Source organism: Clostridium sp. HBUAS56017, from assembly GCF_007115085.1.
Classification (GTDB): domain Bacteria; phylum Bacillota; class Clostridia; order Clostridiales; family Clostridiaceae; genus Clostridium; species Clostridium cibarium.
This window is the reverse complement of record NZ_SULK01000004.1, coordinates 157,121-181,738: the sequence shown is the minus strand read 5'-3', so window position 1 is coordinate 181,738 and position 24,618 is coordinate 157,121. Positions and strand designations below refer to the sequence as shown.

Genomic DNA, 24,618 nt, shown 5'->3' with positions numbered 1-24,618 from the left:
GAATAAAAATGAAAAATTTAAAAAGTTCTAAGGCTGCCTTAGTATTTAAGTATTTTGAAGAAATATCTAAAATTCCTAGAGGCTCAAAAAATGAAAAGGAAATAAGTGATTACTTAATGAAATTTGCTAAAGGGCTTGGACTAGATGTTACTCAAGATAAAGCTTTAAATATAATAATTAGAAAGCCTGCATCAAAGGGATATGAAAATGCACCAACAGTAATTTTACAAGGGCATATGGATATGGTATGTGAGAAGAATAAAGGAACAGAGCATGATTTTGAAAAAGATCCAATAAAGCTTGTAATAAAAGATGATGATATTTATGCAGATGGTACTACACTTGGAGCAGATAATGGGATAGCAGTTGCGTATGCTATGGCAGTTCTTGCTGATGACACAATAGAACATCCAGCTATTGAGGTGCTTATAACTACAGATGAAGAAACAGGAATGTCAGGAGCGCAAGCACTATCTAAAGATGATATCAAAGGAAAAGTGTTGTTAAATCTTGATAGTGAAGAAGAAGGATATCTTTTGGTTAGTTGTGCAGGAGGTATAAGAGCAAAATCATCTATTAGATTACAAAAAGAACCTTTAAATAATGAAAAGTTATTTAATGTAGTTGTAAAAGGACTTAAAGGCGGACATTCAGGTTCTGAAATTCATTTAGGAAGAGGAAATGCTAATAAGATTATGGGTAGAACTCTTAATGAATTAGCAAGTGAGTTGGATTTTAATTTAGTTTCAATTAATGGAGGAGCTAAAGACAATGCTATTCCTAGAGAAGCAGATGCAATTATAGCTATTGATAGAAGCAAAGAAGAATTCTTAATTTCTAAAGTAAAAGCTTTAAGTGAGATAATAAAATTAGAGCTACAAGAAACAGATTCTGAAGTTACTTTAATTGTTGAAGAATATACAGATAAAGTAAGTGAAAAATTAACTAAAGACTGTACTGACAAGATTGTAGACTTATTGTACCTTTATCCAAATGGCATAAGTACAATGAGTGCAAGCATAGAAGGTTTAGTTGAAAGTTCAAATAATATTGGAGTTGTATCTACAGGGGATAAAGAAGTAGAATTCCATAGTGCTGTTAGAAGTTCTGTTACAACATTAAAGGAAGATATAGTAAATAGAATTGGAGTGCTAACAAAAGTTGTTGGTGGTGAATTTGAAGTTCATGCTCCATATCCTGCTTGGGAATATAACAAGGAATCTAAGATTAGAGAATTATGTAAAGATGTTTATAAAAAGATGTATGGAAAAGATGCTGTGGTTTATGCACTTCATGCAGGCGTAGAATGTGGATTGTTTGAAGAAAGATTAGGGAAATTAGATATGATAAGTTTCGGACCAGATATAAGAGATGCACATACACCACAAGAGCATTTGTCTATAAGTTCTACTGAAAGAGTATGGGAATATTTACTTGAAGTGCTTAAAGAGATAAATAACAAATACTAGTAGTAAAAAGGAATGGTAGCCTTAACCATTCCTTTTTTTATTTTTATAATAAAGTGAAGGGAAAAATAAATATTTGTAGAATATCAATATTATAGGAGAGAGTTTACCTAAAAGGAGTGGGTTTATGGTTAATGTTGATTTTAAGTATGAAGATTATGCATTTGAGAGTGTTACAGAAAATGATTTGCAACTTCTTAGTGAATGGATAAAGGAAAATAGCGAAGAGGATAATAATTGTTACTCCTTAGAGCCACAAATTTTTTATAGAAGATATCTAGAGTATTATGTAGCTAGTGGTGAAAGTTTTATTAAGGTTAGTAAAGAAGGAAAAATAATTGCTGTTTTTAAAGGTAGATTTGAAATGGAAAAAGGGAACGAGTTATTTATTTGGCTTTTTATAATAGATAAGAAACTAAGAAATAGAGGAGAAGGTTCAATTATAATAAGTAAAGTAATAGAGTACTTTAAGATGAATTTTTTTATAGATAAAGTTGAAGTAGGGGTTGTACAAAGCAATCTTGGGGGAATATCATTTTGGAATAGTTTGGGATTCCATGTATCTAGAGTAACAAAAGGATTTTTTGATGGAGATAATGATTATGAGAGAAATCTTGTTATTATGAATAAAAGGTAGTAAAGTAAATGGAATTGACCGATTAATAGAGAATAAATATAGTGGTTGAAATGAAAACATTAACATCTTCAATAGCATGCTAAACAAAATTACTAAGTTTAGCATGCTATTGTTTTTTATATAAAAAAGTAAAGAGATAACAGTGTTTTAAGTTAATAACTATAGCCTATAAAGAGGCAAAGGAGATTTTTATAAGTAATAACAAGTTATTAAACTAGAACTACATAATGAATAAAACTGTAACCTTAGAAATATATATTATTAGCAGAGCTTTTAAAAATGTGCAAAATAAATTATTTAATAAGGGGGATACTATGAGATACACAAGATATGATTACAAGCGAAAAAGTGGAGAAAATTTTTTCTTATGGTTAATATTAATAATTATACTTTCAATAGTCTTAGGAGTAGGAGGATATAGGTTATTAATAGGAGATAAAGAAATAGTAAAAGAAAAAGAAAGTGTTAAACAAGAAGATAGTAGTGTAGATGGCATTGAAAAATCCTTTGGAATTATTCAATGTGGATTATATTCAAATAAGAATAATGCTGAGTTGACAATGAAAAGTATACCGGAGGAATATTCAAAGGCCATTATAGAGGAAAATGGAAGTTTTAAAATTATTGCGGGAATTTATTCTTTAGAAGATTCAGAAACTAAAAGCCAAGAACTCACTAAAGGATCTATAAGTAATTTTAGAATTTCATGTAAGCTAGATGGTAAAGAAGTAGGAGATAGAACTGAAAGTGAAATTATTGATGGATATATTAAAATAATAAATAAACTTTATGAAAAAGATGTCAAAAGCATTGATACAAAGGAATTTAAAGCATGGGTTAATAGTGTCTCAGAAAAGGTTAGTGATAAAAGTGATGAATTTAATTTGCTTTTTAATAATGTGAGAGGTCTTCCAGATGAATTGAAAAAAGAGAATACATCAGAATTGTTAGTATTTTTATATAATATAATAATAAAATATAAACAAAATTGAATTATTAAAAAAAAATTAAAAAGTGTTTAATTGGATAAACACCCTTGTTTAAAGGGGTATTAAATGATAAACTATATTAGGTGTAAGAACAGTATTAACTACACTTTATTCAAGTTATGGAATAATTTTAAAAAATATGTTTAAAATTATAAATAAAGGTAATACTAAAGAAGTATACTTTTAAGGAAGTGATGTTTTGAAGGTGATTTTGGCTTCGGCTTCAGAAAGACGACAAGAGCTTTTAAGTAGAATTGTAGAAAACTTCACAATACTTGTCAGTGAATTTGATGAGGAGAAGGTAAAAAAAACAGGAAACATATCAGATTATGTAGAAAATATTGCACTAGGTAAAGCTAGAGATGTACTAAGTAAGGTAAGTGAATCTTCAATAATAATAGCGGCAGATACTGTAGTTTCTTTAGATAATGAAATACTTGGTAAGCCTAAAGATAAGTCGGAAGCTTATGAAATGCTTAGCAAATTAAGTGGTAATACTCACAATGTGTATACCGGAATAGTAATTATCAATACAGATAGTGGAAAAACGCTTAAAGACTTTGTAGAAACTCAAGTTGTTTTTTCTAAGTTAACTGAAAAACAGATTAAAGACTATATAGCTACTGGAGATCCTATGGATAAGGCAGGTGCTTACGGGATTCAAGGAAAAGCTGGGGTTTTTGTCAAAGAAATTAGAGGTTGCTATTATAATGTAGTGGGGTTACCTTTAAATAAACTTAATGAAATGATTGAAAGAGTAATATAATTAAGAGGGAATGGGAATTTGTATTTTAGGAGTTAAATATGGACAACAATCTTAAAATTTCAGATATTCCAAGTAATGAAAGGCCTATAGAAAAGTTGATGAACTTTGGGGCTGATACTTTAAGCAATCAAGAATTATTAGCGATAATACTTAGGTGTGGAACTAAAGGACAAAATATTTTAAACCTTAGTGGCAAAATATTAAGTGAAGTTCATGGTTTAAATGGCATTTTAAATGTAACATATGATGATATAAAGAGAATCAAAGGTGTTAAAACAGTGAAGGCTTCGCAAGTATTGGCCTTAGCTGAACTTTTTAGAAGATTTAATACTTTAAAGGCTGATAATAAAATTACTATTAATTCACCTAAGGATATAGCTGATATGCTTATGATAGAAATGGCTAATTTAAATCAGGAGATTCTAAAGCTAATAATATTAAGTACAAAGAATAAAATAATAAAAATTAAAGATGTTTTTAAAGGAACACTTAATTCATCTTTAGTTCATCCAAGAGAGATATATTGCGAAGCTATAAAAAATAGTGGAGCGTCTATTATAATATGTCATAATCACCCTTCTGGAGATCCAAATCCCAGTGAGGAAGATATAAATATTACCTTAAGAATAAAAGAATGTGGAAATATAATTGGAATAAAGTTATTAGACCATATAATAATAGGTGATAGAAAATATTCAAGTTTAAAAGAAAAAGGAATTATATAACTGAAAGGGGACAAAACAATGGGTTTTTTTGGAAGCAATAAAGACATGGGGATAGATTTAGGTACTGCTAATACGCTTGTCTTTGTAAAAGGAAAAGGAGTAGTATTAAGAGAGCCTTCAGTAGTAGCAATAAATAATGTTACAAAAAAATGTCTAGCTGTTGGAACAGAAGCTAAGCAAATGATAGGAAGAACACCTGGAAATATAGTGGCTATTAGACCGTTAAAAGATGGAGTAATTGCTGATTTCGATGTAGCTCATACCATGATTAAGTCTTTAATAGAAAAGGCAGTGAGCAAGAGTTCATTTAAGAGTCCAAGAATAATAGTTTGTTATCCATCAGGAGTTACTGAAGTTGAGAAGAGAGCTATTGAAGAAGCAACAAAGTTAGCCGGAGCAAGAGATGTTGTTCTTATGGAAGAGCCGATGGCGGCGGCTATAGGAGCAGGATTACCAGTAAGTGAACCAACTGGTAGTATGATAGTTGATATTGGTGGAGGTACAACTGAAGTAGCTATTATTTCTCTTGGAGGAATAGTAACTAGTAAATCATTAAGAGTTGCAGGAGATGAATTAGACCAATCTATAATAGCTTATATTAAAAAAGAATATAATTTGATGATTGGTGAAAGAACTGCAGAACAAGTAAAAATGGAAATAGGTTCTGCATATAAAATAGATGAAGAAGAAATAATGATGGAAATTAAAGGAAGAGACTTGATTACAGGACTTCCAAAGATTATTGAAGTTTCAGAAGTTCAAATTAGAGAAGCAATTAAGGAACCCGTATACGCAATAATTGAATCAATTAAGACAACTTTAGAAAAAACACCACCAGAACTTGCAGCTGATATTATGGAAAAAGGAATAATGCTTGCAGGTGGAGGTGCGCTATTAAGAGGATTAGATGTGTTAATTACACGTGAAACCAATATGCCTGTACATATTGCAGAAGCACCACTTGATAGTGTTGTATTAGGAGCGGGAAAAGCTCTTGAAGATTTCGACAAGATCAGCAGGGAAGAAAGATCATAGTAGATGAAGCTCTTTAAGAACAAACTGGCAGTTACTGTAATAGTACTGTCAGTTGCATTTTTAGGATTAATTATCTTTACTGCAAGTAAGGAAACTAAAGGACCTATGGGTGCTGCAGGCGACGCCCTGAATCCTATTCAAAAAATTGCGTATAATGCGAATCGTGGAGTTAAAGATTTTGTTGATTTCTTTTTAAATTTCTCTGATGTTAAAGAAGAAAATAAACAATTGGCTAAGGAAAATAAAGAGCTTAAGAATGAGCTTCAAGAATATTCTAATTTAAAAGAAGAGAATGATAAATTTAGAGGTATATTAGATTTTAAAGAACAGCATAATAACTATAATTATATTGCTACTAATATCATAAGTTATAGTGGTAGTGGAATTATAGATGGGTACATAGTTGATAAAGGTCAAAATGATGGAATAGAAAAAAATATGATTGTTATTTCACCAGATGGACTAGTTGGTCAAGTGTCTAGTGTTGGTAGCAACTGGGCTATAGTTCAAGGGATAATAAATGAAAATGTAAATGTCAGTGTTAAGGTGGAAAATACTAAGGATAACACTGGTATACTAAAAGGATATAAAGATAATTCAAATAACTTGTTAGTGAAGGTGTCAAATCTTCCAGTAGATTCTCAAGTTAAAGAGGGAGACGTAATTATGACTTCTGGACTAGGCTTTTTATATCCGAAAGATATAAAAGTTGGAACAGTTATGTCAGTAGAAGAAGATAAGGTTAAGGTTATGAAAAGTGCAGTGGTTAAACCGTCTGTAGATTTCAGTAAGCTTGAAGAACTATATATAGTAGCGCCAAAAGATAAGAAAGAAATAAAGTATGACTAGAGGTGGACTATGAAGAAACGAGTAGTTTTAATTATTGTAGCATGTATATTATTAATTTTAGATAATACGCTAGCACCTTTTATTGCAGTAAAAGGTGCGTGGCCTAGTCTACTTTTTATTTTTTCTGTTTCTTATTCTATTATTAATGGAAAAAAAGAAGCTGTGATTATAGGCGTTATTAGTGGATTACTTCAAGATGTATTCTTTTATAATATGTTTGGAGTTAATGCATTAATAAATATGTTTTGCTGCTATCTTGCAGGATTCATAGGCGAAGGAATCTGGAGAGATAGGAAGCTAGTACCAATTATAACTATATTTGTTGGAACAATATTAAAGTATTTAGGAATATTTATTATTTTCTATGCTTTAAATATTCATATTGATTTATTTAGGGGTGTAAGTACTGCGCTTTACAATTCAATAATTATGCTTTTTGTATACAAAACTATCTTAAGGTTTTTTGATAGAGAAGATATGAGGAAAGCGTGGAGGTTCTAAATGATAGTTAACAAACCAAAGAAGAAGAAAAAACCATCTAGGTATAAATCATTTTTAGTTATTATGGGAGTCGTATTTGCCATTATTTTTGGAAAGCTTATATATATTCAAATATATAAGCATGATGATTATAAAGAAAGAGCAGATACGACTTCAACTAAATTTGTCCCAGAAAAGGCACCTAGGGGAATAATATATGATCAAAATGGGAACATATTAGCAACTAATACACAAACATATACAATGATGTATACTACCACAGAAGAAGCTAACAAGATGTTTTTTAATACCATAGATACAGTTTTTAAAATATTATCTGAAAACGGTGAAGGCTTTACTGATGATTTGATACTTAAAGTAAATGAAAATAATGAGCCTTACTTTGCATATAAAACAACTGCTAAAAATGATCAAAATGCTGAAGAGATAAGATTTAAAAGGGATAGAGGATTAAATGAAAAGGTAGAAAAAGATTTATATAGTGGTAAGGAAGAAGAGTTAACAGATTCAGAGATAGAGAGTGTAAATGCTAAACTTTTGGAAATAACTCCAAAGGAAGTTTTTTATGATTTAGTTAAAAGTTATGATTTAATTAAGTTAATTGATCCAAATCCAAGTAGTGAAAAGATTAAGGAATACAATGAAATGTCAGGAGAGGCTTTAACTAACCTGCTACGTTCAAAGTATTCCTTTAAGGATCTTAGAAATTATTTACTTATTAAGGATGCTTTGAAAATTCAAAGTTTCAAAGGATATAAGTCAGTTACACTAGCTAGCAATATAAAAAAAGATACTGCATTAATCATTCTTCAAAAGTTAAATGATTTACCTGGTATAGATATAAAATTAGAGCCTATAAGGCTCTACCCATATAACCAGCTTGCATCTTCAGTTTTAGGGTATATATCTCCAATAGATAGTTCAAATGAGCAAAAATATGAATTAAGAGGGTATGATATATCCAGTGATCTTATAGGTGTTTCAGGAATAGAATCTACCTTTGAAGAGCAGTTAAAGGGTGTTAAAGGTGGAACAACAGTTAAGGTTAACTCAAAGGGAAGAGTCACAGAAGAATTATTTAAGTTAGAAACATATCCAGGAAATAGTGTGCATTTAACTATTGATAAAGGTGTTCAATATGCAGCAGAACAGGGATTAAAGGATACTATAGAGTCTATTAGAACTTCGCCAACAGATCCTTATCCAGGGGCAACTAGAGGAGCTGTTGTTGCAGTAGAAGTTAATACTGGAAGAATATTAGCTAGCGCATCATATCCAAATTATGATCCAAATATTTTTGCTGTTTCAGGACAGTTATCAAATGCACAAACAAAAGAATATTTCAGTCCGGATTTAGAAAAATTTGGAATAAATTACATAAAGTCTAGAGGATTAAATAAAACTGTTGATGAATTGTTCCCAGCGGTAGATGGAGTAAGAACAGATCCTAATGATCTATATCCAAGAGCTTTTTATAATTATGCAACACAAGGGCTTATACCACCTGGATCGACATTTAAACCATTGACAGGATTAGCAGGACTAGAAGCTGGTGTTATTCAACCAACAGAAACTATTTATGATCAAGGAAAGTTTAATGCTCATCCAGAAACTTATGGAACTGCTTTCGCACCAGAGTGTTTACTTTATACAAATTATCATAGCAGTCATGGTGATACAGATATAACTCATGCTCTAGAGGTATCTTGCAACTATTATTTCTATGAAGTAGCTTACAGGTTATATAAGCAAGCTGGATCTAATGTAGAAGCTTTAGATTCTTTAGCAAAATATGCATGGAAATTTGGATTAGGGACAGATCCTAATACTAAGGAAAGAGCGAGTACAGGAATAGAAATTGAAGAAAATTTTGGGCAAGTATATAATTTTAAATCATTTAAGAATCAATCTATATTATATGCTAAGTTTGAAATTAGAGATTATCTAGAATCAGGAGATTATAGAGGAGTAAGATCATTTATACCTTTCGATTATTCAAACAATGATGCTGATAGTGAAAAATTAAAAGAAGCAAAAACATCTTTAAAGGATAAAGTAGCAGCTAGATTTGAAAAGATTGGTACAGATAGTAGTGCGCTAGGTACAGATGCCTTTGCAAAAACGTTAGTAGAAGACATTAAAAATATAATGAATCTTTCAGATAAATATAAACAAAATGTTAGTGATTATGAAGCAAAAGGAAAGGGAAAAGTTAATTTAGATTCTCAGGCACAAACTATAGCTGAGGTAATAGCAAGGTTTGTAGTTAATGATAAGGGCTCAGAAATTACATCTCCAGCTCAAGAAGTATATGCCTCAATAGGCCAAGGAATGAATAACTTTACTCCAACCCAATTAGCAGCATATGTATCAACATTAGCTAATGGAGGAACACGATATAAATTGCATTTTGTTGATAAGATAACCACACCTGATGGAGCGGTTGTCCAAGAATATGAACCAGAAGTGATTGATAAAATTCAGTTGAAAGATTCCACAATAAATGCAATTAGAGAAGGTATGTATAAGGCTAATAATGATGAAGGTGGAACAGCTGCAAGAGTATTTGCTAATTTCCCAATAAGAACTGGGGGGAAAACAGGTACTGCAGATTTTAATGAAAGGCAAAAGGAAATAGGAAGAGCACCTTATGCAACTTATGTAAGTTTTGCACCGCTTGAAAATCCACAAATAGCTTTTGTAGGAGTAATATATGATGGCGGTCACGGGTCGTCTACAGCACCTGTAGCTAAAGCTGTATATGAGGCATATTTCAAAGAGAAGATAGAAAAAGAATTTCCTGCTTATGCATCTACTTCAACGTCATATCAAAAGTATGTGACAGGTGCACCTGCAAATAATAAGTTAAGTTAAATGTTAAAAGAAGCTATCTATTTAAAAAAGATAGCTTCTTTTTTTATTACTTTTTTGTTACAAACTGCAAAAGTGGACACACAAATGGTATAATTACTATTAAAAGTATATAATTAATGTGCTTTTACTATTTATCTGAAAGAGGTTAAATAGTATATATGTAGACACAGGTGGAGGTTCAAATGATAGTTAGTAGACCGAAAAAAAAGAAAAAACTCTCAAGGTACAATGTATTTTTAGTTTTGATGGGATTTATATTTACAGTAATTATCTCCAAACTTGCATATATTCAAGTTTATAAGCATGCTGATTATAAGGAAGAGGCAGATACTACCTCAACTAAATTTATATCAGAAAAAGCACCTAGAGGGGTAATATATGATGAAAAAGGAAATGTTTTAGCTACTAATGTGCAAACATATGCTATGACATATACAAAAACAGATGAAGCTGATAAAAGTTTTTTTAAAACAGTGGATTTAGCTTTATCAATACTTTCAGAAAATGGTGAAGGATTTCAAGATGATTTAATATTAAAATTAGATAGTAGCAATCAACCTTATTTTTCATTTAAGGGGACAACAGAAAGTGCTAAAAAAGCAGAAGAGATACGTTTTAAGAGAGATAGGGGATTAAATACAGATATTGAAAAAGAACTATATGAGGATAAAAAAGTTGATGATTTAACTGAGGATGAAATAAATGCAGTAAATGATAGACTTTTGCAAGTTACACCAAAAGAGACATTTTATTATTTGGTAAAAAGTTATGATCTAATTAGTTTGATAGATCCGGAACCTGTTAAAGATAATACCAAAGAGTATAATGAAAAACTTAAAGAATATAAAGAAAGAATAAAAAAATATAAAGACATGTCTGGCGAAGAATTAACAAATATGTTATTAAAAAAATATACTTATAACCAGATTAGGACTTATATGGTAGTCAAAGATGCTCTAAAGATGGAGAGCTTTAAAGGATACAAATCAATTACTTTAGCTAGTAATATTAAGAAAGATACAGCTTTAATAATATATCAGAAGTTAAATGATATGCCAGGAGTAGATATACAACTTGAGCCAACAAGATTTTATCCTTATAAGGAACTTGCATCATCAGTGCTTGGCTACATATCACCAATAGATACATTAAATAAAGATAAATATGAGTTAAGAGGATATGATGCTTCAACAGACCTTATAGGAGCTTCGGGAATAGAATCTGCTTTTGAAGATCAACTTAAAGGTGTTAAAGGTGGAACAACAGTTAAGGTTAATTCGAAAGGAAGAGTTACTCAAGAACAATTTAAACTTCAATCATATCCAGGAAATAGTGTGCATTTAACTATAGATAAAAATATTCAATACGCAGCTGAGCAATCATTAATTGATTCGATGGCAAATATAAGAGCTGGAATTAGTTCTGATAAACCATATACTGGAGCAAATAGAGGAGCAGCTGTTGCTGTTGAAGTAAAAACAGGAAGGATACTTGCTAGTGTATCATATCCTAACTTTGATCCTAATAAATTTGCAGTGTCTGGACAATTATCAGATGAAGAAACAAAAGAATATTTTAGCCCAGACTTAGATAAATTTGGTAAGGGGATAATAAGTTCAACAGGAGCAACTAAATCACTAGATGAATTATTCCCTAAGGAAGATGGCGTCAGAACAGATCCAAATGATTTATATCCTAAACGCTTTTATAATTATGCAACACAAGGATTATTACCATCGGGGTCAACATTTAAACCACTTACTGCTATAGCAGGCTTACAGGAAGGTGCTATTAATACTGATACAAGAATAAATGATACAGGAAAATTTAATATACACCCAGAGGTTTATGGTACTAATTTTGGACCAATGTGTTTGGAATTTGCAAATGGTCAAGGTGCTCATGGAAGCATAGATGTAACTAAAGCTCTAGAGGTATCATGTAACTACTATTTTTATGAAGTAGCCTATAAGTTATATAAACAAGGGGGACAAAATATAACAGCATTAGATGCTATTGCAAAATATGCATGGAAATTTGGACTTGGAGTAGACCCAAATGGCAAACAAAAAGAGAGCACAGGAATTGAAATAGAGGAAAACTATGGACAAGTATACAATTTTCAATCCTATAAGAATAGGGTAGCATTATCCTCAAAGTTTGACTTGAGGGATTTTTTGGAAGCTGGTTATTATGCAGGAAATAACAGTAATTTTGTATCTTTTGACTTTGCAGATAATGCTGATGATAATGAAAAGTTGAAGGCTGCTAAAACTAGTCTAAAAAAGACCATAACAGATACATTCATGAAGTTAGGTACAAGTGAAGAAGTGAATAACGAAACTGTTTTTCAAAAAAGTATATTAGAAGATGTTAAAAGTATAATGAATCTATCAGATAAGTATAAGGCTAATGTAAGCAAATATGAATCTGATGGTAAAGGAAAAGTTAATATAGATTCTCAAGCAAAACTTGTAGTGCAAGCTATTTCAAAATTTGTAATTAATGATAGGGGATCAGAAATTAAATCACCAGGACAACAAGTATATTCTTCTATTGGACAAGGTATGAATGCCTTTACTCCTATGCAGTTAGCTCAATATATTTCTACATTAGCTAATGGTGGTACTAAGTATAAATTACATTACGTGGATAAAATAACTGATACAGATGGAAACACAGTTCAAGAGTATAAACCAGAAGTATTAGATAAGATTGATTTAAAACCAGAAAATTTAGCAGTAGTTATAGAAGGTATGAAAAAGGTTAATAATGACGACAGTGGTACAGCTAGAGGTACATGGGAAGGATTTCCTATAAATACTGCAGGTAAAACAGGTACTGCAGATGTTAAAGAAGACCAAACAGACTATGGAAGAGCTCCATATGCTACTTATGTCAGTTTTGCACCAGCAGAAAATCCTGAAATTGCAGTTGTAGCAGTTGCATATGATGGTGGACATGGTACTGCTGTTGCTCCTGTTGCGAAGGCAATATATGAAGCATATTTTAAAGATAGATTGGGCGCTGATTATATATCTAAATCTGAATCATATAAAAAATATGTATCAAACGCACCTGCTGATAAAAAGACAAATTAGCAAGTTTTTAATAAAAAAGAGTATCTTTTAAAATATGGATACTCTTTTTTGTACATTAATGTTATAATTATAGGGAAAAAGTATATATTAAGAAGGAATTTTAGAATTTAGATTGAATATATATAGCATAAAATTGGTGGAGGGTAGCCAATGGAGAATAGTGGAGTAATAATTAAAGGAAACAAAAATGGATTAAATGCATTAGTTGACATGGATAAGTTTGGTGGATTTGATGATATGTTAACTATGATAACTGAAAAATTATCGAAGGGTAAGAAATTTTATAAAGGTTCTACTCTATACATAACAATTAATATATCTGCAATAAATGAAAGAGATATGAATAGATTAAAAGACATTCTCTTAGAGGAGATAGGTGTTAAAGAGATTATTGTAGAAGATATAGAAGATAAAGAAATAGAAAAAGAAGTGAAATCATTTAATGGTATTTATGAAGGAAGAACTAAGTTTATAAGAAAGACTGTAAGGGGAGGACAAAGTGTCAATTTCCCAGGAAATATAGTGATAATTGGAGATGTAAATAGTGGTGCAGAGGTATATGCAGGAGGGAATATTATAGTTCTTGGAAGCATCAAAGGAAATGTATTTGCAGGAGATAGTGGCAATAACAAAGCTATAATTGCAGCATTTTCTCTTGAGCCAGAAATACTTAAAATAGGAGATATAATAACTATTTCACCTGACGATTCTCCAAAACCAAAGTATCCAGAAGTGGCGAAGGTCAAAGATGGTGCTATTATAGTAGAGCCATATTTAACTAATAAATATATATATTAATTCTTGGAGGGATAAGTAAATGGGAGTATCAATAGTAATAACATCAGGTAAGGGCGGAGTAGGAAAGACAACTACAACTGCTAATATAGGAACTGCTTTAGCTGCTTTAGGAAATAAAGTAGTAGTTGTTGATGGAGATACAGGCTTAAGGAATTTAGATGTATTAATGGGATTAGAAAATAGAATTGTATATACATTAATGGATGTAATAGAAGGAAGATGTAGACTTAAGCAAGCATTAATAAAAGATAAGAGATTCTCAAATTTATGTTTACTTCCAACAGCACAAACTAAGGATAAAGACGATATAACTGCACAAGATATGTTAAAACTTGTAGGAGAACTTAAAAAAGAATTTGATTATGTATTAATTGATTCTCCAGCAGGTATAGAGCAAGGCTTTGAAAATGCTGTTATTGGTGCAGATAGAGCTGTTGTAGTAGTAAATCCAGAAATAACTTCAGTAAGAGATGCAGATAGAGTTATAGGTAAGCTTGATGCAAAGGGATTAGAAGATCATGGAGTTATTGTTAATAGATTAAATTACGAGATGGCAAAGAATGGTGATATGTTAGATGTCTCAGATATAATAGAAACATTATCTGTAAAACTTATTGGAGTTGTTCCAGATGATAAGAATATAACAGTTTCAACTAATAAAGGAGAACCTATAGTTCTTGAAGATAAAGCTAGAGCTGGTCAAGCTTTTAGAAATATTGCAAAGAGAATTACAGGAGAAGATGTGCCATTAATGGAATTAAGTACTGAATCAGCAGGCTTCATAGGATCATTGAAGAAGCTATTTGGACGTAAATAGGGGGTGTACTAGATGGGAATTTTTAGTGGTTTTAGCAATAAACAAAGACCTAAAGACGTAGCAAAAGATAGATTAAGATTAATTTTAATTCATGATAGAGGAGACATCCCAACAGAAACTATAGACAAAATGAGAAATGAAATATTAGAAGTTCTTTCTAAGTATATTGAAATTCAAGCTGATGATGTTGAAATAGCAGTTACAAAGAGTGATGTTATTGAAGGCGATGTTGCCTCTTCTTTAGTAGCTAATATTCCTATTAAAGGAGTAAGAGGAAGATAGATAAAATAAGTAGAATTGTTGAAATAAATTTCAATAGTTCTACTTATTTGACTATTTATTAAAAAATTATTATATTTCAGTATATTCTCTTTTTCTTATGGTGAAAAGTAAGATAATAATATATAATTAATATGTCATTTATAGAGTATGGAGGTGGGACATTGATTAAGGAAAGAGGACTCTTAAATAGATATAAATTAGATTTTAGATTGCTAAGAGATATGGATAAAGCACTTTTGTTTTCATTGATAGCTTTAGTTCTATATGGTTTGTTAAATATATACTTATCAACTAAAGGAAATACAGGCGATTTAAGTCCGTTTTATCATGTAAAGAGACAGTTAGCTTGGTTTGCAGTTTCACTAGTAGCATTATATTTCTTTGTTGCTATAGATTATAAAGTAATTTTTAGATATATCCCAATAGTCTATTGGGGATCAGTAATTTTGCTTATTGCAGTTTGGATTCCTCATATAGGTATTGAAGTAAATGGTGCCCGTGGGTGGATCAGAATTGCAGGTCAATCAATGCAGCCAGCTGAATTTGCAAAGTTTGCTATTATATTAAGAACGGCAAAATTATTAGATGAAATGGATTGTGAAATAAATAATATAAAAAATATTTTTACCATTTTTATATGGGCTATGATTCCTGTTGGGTTGATTTTAATTCAACCAGACATGGGAATGGCTATGGTATGTTTTTTCATAGTTCTTGGAATGCTATTTGTTGCAGGTCTTGACAAGAGAATAATATGGGGAGGAGCCTTAGCGTTATTTTTATCTGTAATAGTATTATGGTATTCAGGCCTTATACTTCCACACCAAAAGGCTAGAATAGTATCATTTATGAGTTCAGATTCACAGGATTCTGCAAATGGATATCAGTTAAGTCAATCGCTTATAGGAATTGGTTCTGGAGGCCTTTTTGGATCAAAACCATCATTAGATCCAAATGTAGCTCCAGGATATTCAGGGACTCATGTACCTGAAGTACAAACAGATTTTATATTTTCTGCTATAGGAGAACAATGGGGACTTGCTGGAGCATTAGTTTTATTACTTTTATATGGAATATTAATTTCGAGAATGATTGCTATAGCTAGAAGGACAAAAGATAGATTTGCGTCCTTAGTATGTATGGGGTTAGTCTCATATTTTCTATTTGCTATAACTCAGAATATTGGAATGACCATTAACTTGATGCCAATAACAGGTATTACTTTACCATTGATAAGCGAAGGGGGAAGTTCTCTTCTTACAACAGTAATAGCAGTAGCTTTAATACTGAATATTGGGATGAGGAAAAAGAAAATACATTTTTAGGGGGATAACTTTTATGAAGATTGCGTTAATTGCACATGATAAGAAAAAGGAAGAAATTATAAAATTGGCTTTAGAGTATAAAGATAAGCTTAAAAATCATGAACTTATAGCAACTGGAACTACAGGGCTTAAAATTACGGAAGCTACTGGCTTAGAAGTTAAGAGGTATTTTTCAGGTCCATATGGTGGTGATCAGCAGATTGGGGGAAGAATTGCAGAAGGAAAAGTGGACTTAGTTATATTTTTAAGAGACCCACTTACAGCTCAACCACATGAACCCGATGTTACAGCTCTTATAAGGGTGTGTGATGTACATTCTGTACCAATAGCAACAAATATAGGAACAGCAAAGCTTTTAATGAATATAGTTGATTAATAAAAAAGTTCTAAACTTATAAAAAGTTTAGAACTTTTTTTGTTGAAATTTGTATATTTGTAAAACTCATAAATCCTAATACTTAAAAATATACTTTAATATAGAACTACCTGGAGGAATGAGATGGGAAATTATAGAGTTCAATATGAGAGATACTATGGAAGTGTGAGGGCAAAAGGAGGGGGTGCTTCATATAGAAGGGTAAGCTCAACTAAAGGTGGAGGTATAAAGAATAGTAGCAATGCAAACATTTTAAATAAAGTAGTAAATAAATTAATTTGGCAGCTTGGTGGTGCGCTTGTATTGTTAGGATTATTGTTTATTATAAAGACAATACCATTAGAGGGAACCAAAGATGCATATACAGTTTCAAAAAAAATGATAGATGAAAAATTTAATGTAGAAGAGGCTATAATGGCTGTAAATATTCCGGATGTTGACGAATATAAGGAAAAAACTTTAGATTATATAGATGAATTTAAGCATATGCTTACAGGTGAAAAGACATTGAAAGAAACTATGAAAGAAGATTATATAGTACCTACTATCGGAAAGAAAAAGCATATGGAGAAAGATAACAAAGGCATTGTAATAGTTACAGATGGAGATAAAGATGTTAATGCAAGTTTTAACGGAATTATAAGAGAAGTAAAAGAAGAAGATGGCAAGAAACATATATTAATAGATAATGGGAGTGGAGTGGAAACCTATTATGGATTATTATCAGATGTTCAGATAAAAGAGGGAGATGAAGTGAAAAAAGGACAATGCTTGGGAAAAACAGGGGATATTGATTCTACAGGAACAAAGGGGATAATATTTAAAATAAGTTTTATGGGAAGTGAGAAAGATCCAAATGAAATGATGGATTTATCATCATTGGAGGAGGTTTAGGAAAGAGCAATGTAGTAGGAGTATTATATGAAGAAAAAAACTAAAATATTTCTATTAGAATTTTCAATTTTAATAGTTATAGGAAGTTTTTATAGTGAGTTATTATTGGGATTTATTTGGGTAATACTACATGAAATAACTCATATTATAGTTGGAAGAAAATTTGGTATTAGAGCATACGATATACAGCTTCATATTACAGGGGTTAGTGCAGATATTAGAGATTTAGACGATTTAAATGAAAAAGAAAAATTAATAGTATTCTTATCTGGACCTCTGTTTAATATAGGGGCAATTATTTTGTTATTATGGCTTAAAAAATATTTTAATATAGATTATATTGAAAAGAGTATAGATACTAATTTAGTATTGTTTATATTTAATATGCTGCCTGCATATCCACTTGATGGTATAAAAGCTTATGAAATTGTACTAGGAAAGAAAATACTATATAAAAGAGCAAAAAAGATATTAGTAAATATAAGTTTTGGAGTAGGGATATTTTTAATATTACTATTCTTTAGCACTATTTATATACATAAAGTTAATTTTAGTTTGTTACTAGCAGCAATATTAATAACATATTCAACCTTCTTAGAAAAGGAAAAGACCATATATATTATAATGGGGAATTTGTTTAGAAAGAGAAAAAGGTTAATCAAGGAGGAATATATTGAAAATAAAAGTATATCAGTTTATTACAAAAAAGATTTAGTTAAGGTATTAAGTTTGGTAGATAGAAATAAATTTAATTCCTTTTTTGTTTTAGACGATGAGCTGCAACTTTTAGGAGTAGTCTATGAGGATGAGCTTATAGAAGCCTTAAAAGAGTATGGTAATATAACTTTAGAAGAACTTTTATTCAAAAACAAAAAAGATAGTATTAAATAGCTTTATATACGATTTGGAGGTATATAAAGCATATTTTTTATAAAAAGATACTTGTAAAATTATCTACTTATGGTTATAATGATTATATGAGAAACATATAATCATTTAGATTATAAGAGGAGGGCGAAATTGATTAATAAAGATGGATTGACAGAAGAAGAATTTTTAAAAAGCTATAATCCGGGCAATTATGAAAGACCTTCATTAACTGTAGATATGGTTTTATTTACATTAGATGATGAAGAAGAGATGGACTTAAAGAAAGTTCCTGAAAAAAAATTAAAAGTACTATTAATTAAAAGAAAAGATCATCCTTTTATGGGGTGTTATGCTATCCCAGGAGGATTTGTAGATATTAATGAAAGTATAGAGAATGCAGTATATAGAGAATTAAAGGAAGAAACGAATATAGATAATGTTTATTTAGAACAATTATATACATGGGGAGAAGTTAACAGAGATCCTCGAATGAGAGTTGTATCAACTTCTTATATGGCATTAGTTAACAAGGATGATATAAGTCCCAAAGCTGGGGATGATGCTGAAGAAGTAGATTGGTTTGATATTAGCAAAAAGATTATAAAAACTGAAGACTTAAAAGTAATATCTGAAATAAAACTAGAAAATGCTAAACGAAATATAATTATAATTTATGAAATAACAGAAATTATTGAAGTGAAAGGTTATAATAAAACATCTAAATATGATATTAAGCTAGTTAAAGGTGAAAGAGCATTAGCTTTTGATCACATTAAGATATTAAATTATTCTTTAGAAAGAATGAGAAACAAGGTTCAATATACCACAATAGCTTTTAGTTTATTGCCAAAGTATTTTACATTAATGGAACTTCAACAAGTATATGAATTATTACTTGGAAGAGAATTAACCAAACAAAATTTTAGAAGATGGATTAATCCGATGGTTACTAAAACAGATAAAGTGAAGAAGAATAGAGCTTATAGGCCATCAGCTTTATATGAATTAAATAGAAGTTATATCATAGATGAAATTAAAAATATTTAAGGAGAGGATAGTATGTATGATGCAATTGAAGGTATAAAAAAAGAAATAGGTTCTTTAAATAGCATAAGTTTAAAGGAAATAGGAGAAAACAAGAAAATATTAAATAAAACTACAGCTTTAATAGTAGTAGATATGGTGAGAGGATTTTACGATATTGGTCCATTAGCATCGGATAGGGTGGAGAGAACTATTAGTCCCATAGAAAAATTAAATGAAGATTTAACAGGATGCAAAAAGGTATTTTTTATAGATAGTCACACTGAAGAATCAGTAGAGTTTAATAACTATCCACCACATTGTTTAGAAAATACAGCAGAAGAAGAGTTAATTTCGTTAATAAAAAGTGATGACAATACAGTTTTAATTAAGAAAAATAGTATAAATGGATTTCATGCACCTAAGTTTAAGGAATGGTTAGATGAAAATAGTGAAATAGAAAATTTCATAGTGGTAGGTGTATGTAGTAATATATGTGTTGAAACTTTTGTTATAACTCTAAAGACTTATTTTAATCAATTTAATATGAATAAGAGAATTATAGTTCCAATGAACTCAACTGAAACTTATGAACTTGGAAATCATAATGCAGATTTAATGAATTTAATGACTTTTTATAAATTAAAAAATAATGGTATAGAAGTAGTAAAAGAAATAAATTAAATTTTTTTAAAAAATCTTATCATCAAAATGATTATAAGGAGAAGGTTATGAAGAATTTTTATATTGAATTTATTAATAAATTGAGAAAAGATTATAGATTTAAAGAAATGGAATTATCTTTTACAGAAGATAGGAGAAAATATTATAAGGATAGAGAAGAATTAGAATTAAAAACTCTAAGGATTGTTGTGAAGGTTGATGTTAATAATGGGTTATTCTTAAAATCTTATGGATTTAAAATTAATCATATTTTAGAGGAAAATTTAACTGAAATAGTGATGGATAATGGCTATATCAAAAAGAAAATAAAAGGGCTAAATTATAATACAATTAGTTCAATCATATATGAAAAATCAGTTAAGGATATTAAAGGAAAGGATTTTAGTACAATAGTACTTTAATTATGGTGATTATAAATGAAAAAATTAGATTTAAGAGATAATAGAAATATGAGTATGTTAATGGATTTTTATGAATTAACGATGAGTAATGCATATCTTCTAGACGGGGTAGGAGAAAAAATAGCATACTTTGATATGTTCTTTAGAAAAGTGCCTGAGCAAGGTGGATATGCTATAATGGCAGGCCTTGAACAAGTTATAGAATATATAGAAGGGTTAAGATTTGATGAAGAAGATATAGAATATTTAAAAGGGTTAGATATATTTAATGATAAGTTTTTAAATTACTTATCAAACTTCAGATTTACAGGCTCTATTTATGCTGTACCAGAAGGGACTCTAATATTTCCAAATGAACCTATAATAACAGTTAAAGCTCCTGTAATAGAAGCACAACTTTTAGAAACTATGATTCTTTTAACAGTAAACCATCAATCTTTAATAGCAACTAAGACTAGCAGAATTTGTAGATCTGCTGATGGAAGATCTGTACTAGAATTTGGTGCAAGAAGAGCACAAGGATATGATGCGGCAATTCATGGAGCTAGAGCAGCTTATGTTGGTGGGGCTGATGGAACAGCGACGACTATAGTGGGAGAAGCATTAGGAATTCCTGTATCAGGTACTATGGCACATTCATGGATTCAATTTTACGAAGATGAATATAAAGCATTTAAGAAATATGCGGAATATTATCCAGACAATTGTACACTATTAGTTGATACTTATTCAGTATTAAAATCTGGTATTCCAAATGCTATTAGAGTGGCAAAAGAGGTATTAGAACCAATGGGAAAAAGATTAAAGGGAGTAAGACTTGATAGTGGGGATATGGCATACCTTTCTATTAAAGCAAGAAAGATGCTTGATGAAGCAGGTCTTATTGATTGTAAAATTGTGGCTTCAAATTCTCTGGATGAATATACAATAACATCTTTATTTAATCAAGGAGCTAAGATTGATGTGTTTGGAGTTGGAGAAAGACTTATAACATCCAAAAGTGCACCTGTATTTGGAGGGGTTTATAAACTTGTTGCTGTTGAAGAAGATGGGGATATAATACCTAGAATAAAGATATCTGAAAATGTTGAGAAGGTATCTAATCCTGGATATAAGAAAGTATATAGATTTTATGATAAGGAAAGTAATAAATTTTTAGCAGATGTTATAACAATGGCTGATGAAGTGATTAATGTGGAGGAAGATTATGTTATTTTTGATCCGGTGTTTACTTGGAAAAAGAAAACTTTAAAGAATTTCTACGTTAAAGAGTTACAAGAACCAATATTTATAGATGGGAAACTAGTTTATGATATTCCAAGCTTAGATGAGATTAAGGCTCATGCAAAAGAACAACTTGCTAACACATGGGACGAAATAAAGAGGTTTGAGAATCCTCATACTTATTATGTGGATTTATCTAAAAAATTGTGGGATGTAAAAAATGAGTTGATTGAAAAATTGAAGGAAAACAAGTAAGATAAGAAGGCTTTAGTATAATATCAATTATTATAGGTTTTATGAATAACATATGTAACGCAAAAAAGGTTGATTATAGTCAACCTTTTTTATTACTTAATTTTTCATTTTCTATAATTACTTACTTGTGTTAAAATATATTGATGTAAAACAATAAATACAAATGAATTTGGAGGATCTATTAATGAATAAAATAACAGATCACATTCTATGTAAAGTAGAAAAACCATCTAGATATATTGGTGGAGAACTTAATCAAGTAATTAAGAATCCAGAAGAAGTTGATGTAAGATTTGCATTTTGTTTTCCAGATGTATATGAGGTAGGAATGTCTCACTTGGGAACAAGAATACTTTACCATACAATTAATCAAAGAAAAGATACATATTGTGAAAGAGTTTTTGCTCCATGGCCAGATATGGAAGAGCAATTAAGAAAAAATAATATACCTTTATATGCTTTAGAAACAAAGGATCCTATAACTAACTTTGATATGATAGGATTCACCCTTCAATATGAAATGAGTTATACAAATATATTAAATATGCTTGATATGGCAGGAATACCAATTAGAGCAGAAGATAGAGACAATGATGCTCCTTTAATCATGGCAGGGGGGCCTTGTGCATATAATCCAGAGCCTTTACATGGAATAATTGATTTCTTTGAACTTGGTGAAGGCGAAGAAATGATGAACGATGTTATAGATGTCTATATTAAATATAAAAATAGTAAGTGGGATAAGAAAGCTTTTTTAAGGGAAATATCTCATATAAGAGGTATATATGTTCCTTCATTATATGATGTTGACTATAATGAAGATGGTACTATAAAGAAATTTAAACCTAAATATGAAGATGTACCTGCAAAAGTAAGAAAGAGAATAGTAGCTGATTTTGATAAGGTGGATTTTCCAGAAGAAATTTTAGTGCCTTATACAGATATAGTACATGATAGAATTGTACTTGAACTTTTTAGAGGATGTACAAATGGATGTAGATTCTGTCAAGCTGGTATGCTTTATAGACCAGTAAGAGAAAAATCAAGAGAAACTTTAATAGAACAAGCAAGAAAATTAATTGATAGTTCGGGATACCAAGAAGTATCTTTATCATCATTAAGCACTTGTGACTATTCAGATATTGAAGCTCTAGTACATGATCTTATGGAAGAGCATAGTGAAGATAAGGTGGCTGTAGCTTTACCTTCAATTAGAGTTGATGCTTTTTCAGTCGATTTAATTAAGGAAATCCAAAAGGTTAAAAAGACTGGTTTAACATTTGCTCCAGAAGCAGGTTCACAAAGGATGAGAGATGTAATAAACAAGGGTTTAACAGAAGAAAAGATATTACAAGCATCAAAGAATGCTTTTGAAGCTGGATGGAGCACAATTAAATTATACTTTATAATAGGGTTACCTTATGAAGAACTAGATGACTGCAGAGCTATAGGAGAACTTGCTCATAAGATACAAGATCAGTATTTTGCAGTGCCAAAAGGTGTGAGAAATAAAGGGTTAAAGATAACTGTAAGCACATCAATACTTATACCAAAGCCATTCACACCATTCCAATGGGCTCCTATGGCAAAAATAGATGAAGTTAATGAAAAGATTAAGGCTGTAAAAGGGTCAATTAAATCTAGAAGTATCTATTATAACTATCATCATCAAGAAACTTCATATATGGAAGCTTTATTTGCTAGAGGAGATAGAAGAATGTGTGAAGTATTAATTAAAGCTTTTGAAAAGGGTGAGAAGTTCGATGGATGGTCAGAGTACTTTAACTTTGAAACTTGGCAAGAAGCATTAAAAGAATGCAATGTAGATGGAGATTTCTATGCATATAGAGAAAGAAGCTACGATGAAATACTTCCTTGGGACTTTATAGATATTGGAGTTAATAGAAAATATCTTGAAATAGAAAATGAAAGAGCTAAGAAAGCTGAACTTACTCAAAATTGTAGAAAAGGCTGTACCGGTTGTGGAATAGATGTAAACTTTAAAGAAGGGAAGTGTTTTGCTGGTGCGATATCTAATTAAATACTCTAAAGAAAGTGAGATAAAGTTTATTGCTCACTTGGACTTAATGAGAACAATTCAAAAGGTAGTAAGAAGAGCAAAACTTCCAGCTAAATATTCAAAGGGATTTAATCCACATATGGCAGTTTCAATAGCACAGCCTCTATCTGTTGGTGTTTATTCTTCTGGAGAATACATGGATTTAATCTTAGTAGAAGAGGTAAATGAACAAGAAATTTTAGATAGATTAAATGAGAAGAGTGCAGCAGGTATAAAGTTTTTGTCCTGTAAAAAGATTGTTGAAGTGGAGAACGAAAAGAAGCTTCCTCAAGGTATGGCATTAATTGATGCATGTAGATACACAATAAAAGTTTCTTATAATGATATAAAGAATTTAGAAGAAGAAATTAATACCCTTTTAGCTGAAAAGGAATGGAATGCCATTAAAAAGAGTAAAAAAGGGGAAAGAGAAGTTGATATAAAGAGTCTTGTTTATGAGTTTAAGTTCTGGATTAAAGACAAAGAATTAATAATAAATACTCTAATTCAATCAGGAAGTAGGGAACATTTATCAGCAGATTTGTTAGTTGATTATATTAAATCACATACCTTAGGGTGTGATAATGATGCATTTGTTGATATAAAGAGAGAAGAAATGTATTTCTTGAGAGATAAGAAATTTATACCACTTTGTGATTGTAGGTAG

At 30.4% G+C, this 24,618-nt stretch carries 23 protein-coding genes; all 23 read left to right on the top strand.

The features are described 5' to 3' along the window. The first annotated feature begins 8 nt into the window (after positions 1-8). The 23 genes from FAY47_RS06015 to FAY47_RS05905 all read left to right on the top strand — a co-directional run bounded on the left by FAY47_RS06015 (position 9) and on the right by FAY47_RS05905 (position 24,618). Positions 9-1,469, top strand: coding sequence for an aminoacyl-histidine dipeptidase (locus tag FAY47_RS06015; protein WP_143315662.1), 1,461 nt, complete (start codon positions 9-11; stop codon positions 1,467-1,469). Between the two features lie 124 nt (positions 1,470-1,593). Further along, positions 1,594-2,103, top strand: coding sequence for a GNAT family N-acetyltransferase (locus tag FAY47_RS06010; RefSeq protein ID WP_143315660.1), 510 nt, complete (start codon positions 1,594-1,596; stop codon positions 2,101-2,103). A gap of 314 nt (positions 2,104-2,417) precedes the next feature. Then, positions 2,418-3,095, top strand: a complete 678-nt coding sequence (locus FAY47_RS06005) for a hypothetical protein (protein WP_143315659.1) — start codon at positions 2,418-2,420, stop codon at positions 3,093-3,095. 196 nt (positions 3,096-3,291) lie between these two features. Beyond that, entirely contained in the window at positions 3,292-3,858 is a 567-nt protein-coding gene (locus FAY47_RS06000) for a Maf-like protein (RefSeq protein WP_143315657.1), read from the top strand. Between the two features lie 38 nt (positions 3,859-3,896). Then, positions 3,897-4,583, top strand: coding sequence for a DNA repair protein RadC (gene radC / locus FAY47_RS05995; protein ID WP_143315655.1), 687 nt, complete (start codon positions 3,897-3,899; stop codon positions 4,581-4,583). Between the two features lie 18 nt (positions 4,584-4,601). Then, a complete protein-coding gene (locus tag FAY47_RS05990; protein WP_143315653.1) occupies positions 4,602-5,618 on the top strand; it encodes a rod shape-determining protein in 1,017 nt (338 codons plus the stop codon). A 3-nt stretch (positions 5,619-5,621) separates the two neighbouring features. Continuing rightward, complete coding sequence (gene mreC / locus FAY47_RS05985; RefSeq protein WP_143315651.1) at positions 5,622-6,467, top strand: rod shape-determining protein MreC; 846 nt, start codon at positions 5,622-5,624, stop codon at positions 6,465-6,467. 9 nt (positions 6,468-6,476) lie between these two features. Next, positions 6,477-6,968, top strand: a complete 492-nt coding sequence (gene mreD, locus FAY47_RS05980) for a rod shape-determining protein MreD (protein ID WP_143315649.1) — start codon at positions 6,477-6,479, stop codon at positions 6,966-6,968. Beyond that, positions 6,969-9,842 carry a penicillin-binding transpeptidase domain-containing protein gene (locus FAY47_RS05975; RefSeq protein WP_143315647.1) on the top strand — a complete coding sequence of 958 codons (2,874 nt, stop codon included), beginning with the start codon at positions 6,969-6,971 and terminating at the stop codon, positions 9,840-9,842. Between the two features lie 182 nt (positions 9,843-10,024). Beyond that, on the top strand, positions 10,025-12,943 hold the full coding sequence (locus tag FAY47_RS05970; RefSeq protein WP_143315645.1) for a penicillin-binding transpeptidase domain-containing protein: 2,919 nt from the start codon (positions 10,025-10,027) through the stop codon (positions 12,941-12,943). A 150-nt stretch (positions 12,944-13,093) separates the two neighbouring features. Further along, complete coding sequence (gene minC / locus FAY47_RS05965) at positions 13,094-13,741, top strand: septum site-determining protein MinC (RefSeq protein WP_143315643.1); 648 nt, start codon at positions 13,094-13,096, stop codon at positions 13,739-13,741. A gap of 19 nt (positions 13,742-13,760) precedes the next feature. Beyond that, positions 13,761-14,558, top strand: a complete 798-nt coding sequence (gene minD / locus FAY47_RS05960) for a septum site-determining protein MinD (RefSeq protein ID WP_143315641.1) — start codon at positions 13,761-13,763, stop codon at positions 14,556-14,558. Positions 14,559-14,570: 12 nt separating this feature from the next. Then, the gene (gene minE / locus FAY47_RS05955) at positions 14,571-14,840 is read left to right on the top strand and encodes a cell division topological specificity factor MinE (protein ID WP_143315639.1); all 270 of its coding nucleotides are present in this window, start codon (positions 14,571-14,573) and stop codon (positions 14,838-14,840) included. 221 nt (positions 14,841-15,061) lie between these two features. Then, positions 15,062-16,165, top strand: coding sequence for an FtsW/RodA/SpoVE family cell cycle protein (locus FAY47_RS05950; protein ID WP_243129560.1), 1,104 nt, complete (start codon positions 15,062-15,064; stop codon positions 16,163-16,165). A gap of 13 nt (positions 16,166-16,178) precedes the next feature. Then, positions 16,179-16,541, top strand: coding sequence for a methylglyoxal synthase (gene mgsA, locus FAY47_RS05945; protein WP_143315635.1), 363 nt, complete (start codon positions 16,179-16,181; stop codon positions 16,539-16,541). 123 nt (positions 16,542-16,664) lie between these two features. After that, positions 16,665-17,435 (top strand): M23 family metallopeptidase, encoded by a 771-nt coding sequence (locus FAY47_RS05940; RefSeq protein WP_143315633.1) that lies wholly within the window; start codon positions 16,665-16,667, stop codon positions 17,433-17,435. Positions 17,436-17,462: 27 nt separating this feature from the next. Beyond that, a complete protein-coding gene (locus tag FAY47_RS05935) occupies positions 17,463-18,326 on the top strand; it encodes a peptidase M50 (protein WP_143315632.1) in 864 nt (287 codons plus the stop codon). A gap of 129 nt (positions 18,327-18,455) precedes the next feature. Next, positions 18,456-19,352: an NUDIX domain-containing protein gene (locus tag FAY47_RS05930; RefSeq protein WP_243129557.1), complete on the top strand. Its 897-nt coding sequence runs from the start codon at positions 18,456-18,458 to the stop codon at positions 19,350-19,352. 12 nt (positions 19,353-19,364) lie between these two features. Next, complete coding sequence (locus tag FAY47_RS05925; RefSeq protein ID WP_143315631.1) at positions 19,365-20,012, top strand: isochorismatase family cysteine hydrolase; 648 nt, start codon at positions 19,365-19,367, stop codon at positions 20,010-20,012. A 47-nt stretch (positions 20,013-20,059) separates the two neighbouring features. Further along, on the top strand, positions 20,060-20,413 hold the full coding sequence (locus FAY47_RS05920) for a hypothetical protein (protein WP_143315630.1): 354 nt from the start codon (positions 20,060-20,062) through the stop codon (positions 20,411-20,413). Positions 20,414-20,428: 15 nt separating this feature from the next. After that, positions 20,429-21,892: a nicotinate phosphoribosyltransferase gene (locus tag FAY47_RS05915; RefSeq protein WP_143315628.1), complete on the top strand. Its 1,464-nt coding sequence runs from the start codon at positions 20,429-20,431 to the stop codon at positions 21,890-21,892. A gap of 184 nt (positions 21,893-22,076) precedes the next feature. After that, positions 22,077-23,933, top strand: a complete 1,857-nt coding sequence (locus FAY47_RS05910; protein ID WP_143315626.1) for a TIGR03960 family B12-binding radical SAM protein — start codon at positions 22,077-22,079, stop codon at positions 23,931-23,933. After that, complete coding sequence (locus tag FAY47_RS05905; protein WP_143315744.1) at positions 23,917-24,618, top strand: TIGR03936 family radical SAM-associated protein; 702 nt, start codon at positions 23,917-23,919, stop codon at positions 24,616-24,618. Before FAY47_RS05910 ends, FAY47_RS05905 begins: the two co-directional genes overlap by 17 nt.